Annotated in this window: 2 protein-coding genes; both read right to left on the reverse strand. The window is 68.2% G+C overall.

Annotated elements, in window-relative coordinates:
- Positions 1 to 388, reverse strand: a 388-nt coding sequence (locus AOK17_RS49100; protein ID WP_245697525.1) for a uroporphyrinogen-III synthase, incomplete at its 3' end; no start/stop codon positions are given.
- 216 nt (positions 389 to 604) lie between these two features.
- Positions 605 to 1987, reverse strand: coding sequence for a nitrate/nitrite transporter (locus AOK17_RS32715; RefSeq protein ID WP_055616200.1), 1383 nt, complete (start codon positions 1985 to 1987; stop codon positions 605 to 607).
- Between the last annotated feature and the right edge of the window lie 137 nt (positions 1988 to 2124).

A 2124-nucleotide genomic window follows, 5' to 3' on the forward strand; every position in this document is an offset into this window, starting at 1 on the left:
CTCCCAGCCCCCACCCGTCGGCGGCCTCGACCCACCCGCGGAACCCGATCGCGGTGGTCGCGACCACGATGTCCGGGGCCTCGTGGAGCAGTTGCTTGGTAGCCGCGAGCAGCTCGCTGTCGTCGGAGAGGGGCACGATGCGCAGGGCGGGCGCGTGCATGACGACGGCGCCGCGCCGCTGGAGCAGGGCTCCGAGCTCGTCGGCACGGCGGGCGGCGGTGACGCCGACGGTGAAGCCGGCGAGGGGGCCGTGATCGGGCCGGTCGGCTCGCAGCTCGGATCGCTGTCCGGCCGGCTGCTCGGATCGTCGCTCGGGTCGTCGCTCGGGGTTCTGCTCGGTTGATTGCTCGGGGCGTTGCTCCGGTCGCTGCCGCTGCTCTTCGTACATGGCTCTCGTCCCGCTCGAGTGGTGTTCGTCCTGCGTCACCCGCTGGGTTGGGGCGTCTCGCGTGGAGCCTCCGTGGTGGGGCGCCCGGTCCCAGGGCCGGTGCGTCCTGCTCCGGGGCGCCTGCCGCACGCCCTATTTGCCCGCATCATGGCGGATGACCGAGCCTGTCAATCATGCGTGACAGGCTCGGTTCCGCTTGATGTCGTCCGTGTTACGTCACACTTCCGCGTAGCTGAGCTGTGGCTTCGCCTCGGAAGCGGTCACCGTCGGGGACTCGGCCGCCGCCGGGCGGCGAAGGTATACGGCCCAGGTGACCCCGAAGCAGACCGCGTAGAAGGCGAGGAAGGCGACGAAGGCCCCGGTGCCCGACCCCACGCTCAGGAACGACTGCCGGAAGGCGAGGTTGATGCCGAGACCGCCGAGCGCGCCCACGGCCCCGATGAGCCCCATCGAGGCACCGGACAGCCGCCGCCCGTAGGACGCGGCTTCCTCCCCGGTGAGTCCCATGGCGGTGGCCTTGGCGTGGAAGATGCCGGGGATCATCTTGAACGTGGAGCCGTTGCCGAGCCCGGTCAGCACGAACAGCACGATGAACGCCGTGGTGAACAGGGGCAGGGACTTCTCCATGGAGGCGACCACGATGACGGCGGTGGCGGCGCCCATGCCGACGAAGTTCCACAGAGTGATCTTCGCGCCACCGTACTTGTCGGCGAGCCAGCCGCCCACCGGCCGGATCAGCGAGCCGAGCAGCGGCCCGATGAAGGTGACGTACGCGGACTCCAGCGGCGTACGCCCGAACTGCGTCTGCAGTACGAGCCCGAAGGCGAAGCTGTATCCGATGAACGACCCGAACGTCCCGATGTAGAGGAAGGACATGATCCAGGTGTGCGGGTCCTTCACCGCCTCCTTGGCGGCACCGGTGTCGTTCTTCACGGACGTGATGTTGTCCATGTAGAAGGCGCCGAGAACGGCGGCGACGACGATCAGCGGAATGTAGATCCCGAGCAGCACCCGCGGACCGCCGCTGGCCCCGATGACGGCGAGCGCGACGAGCTGGACGACGGGCACGCCGATGTTGCCGCCCCCGGCATTGAGCCCAAGAGCCCACCCCTTCTTCCGCAACGGGAAGAACGAATTGATGTTGGTCATGGAGGAGGCGAAGTTCCCGCCTCCCACACCGGCGAGCATGGCGCACACGAGGAAGGTCCCGAAGGACGTCCCCGGCTCCATCACGATGAACGCCGCGATCGTCGGGATGAGCAGCATGCTCGCCGAGACGATGGTCCAGTTCCGGCCACCGAAGCGCGCGACCGCGAAGGTGTACGGCACCCGCACGATGGCGCCGACCAGGGTGGCCATGGAGATGATGAAGAACTTGTCGGCCGGGGTGAGCCCGTACTCGGGCCCCATGAAGAGCACCATCACGGACCACAGGGTCCAGATCGAGAACCCGATGTGCTCGGAAAGAACGGAGAAGAACAGATTGCGCCTGGCGACCTTCTCCCCCGTCTCCTTCCAGAACGTCTCGTCCTCCGGGTCCCACTGCTCGATCCAGCGGCCCCCCTTGCGCGGTGCGATGCTGCTGCTCGGGGCTGTCATCTCACGCCTCCACGATTTCTCCGGCTGGTCCACCCGAAGGTAGGGACGACTCGTTTCCGGCCTGTGGCGACGGGTGACCGCCCGGGAACGTTGCTCTCACCCCGGGGCGGGGGGCGCGGTGAGGGGTTTCTCGAGGG

It is taken from the genome of Streptomyces phaeochromogenes (assembly GCF_001418655.1).
Taxonomy (GTDB): Bacteria; Actinomycetota; Actinomycetes; order Streptomycetales; family Streptomycetaceae; genus Streptomyces; species Streptomyces phaeochromogenes.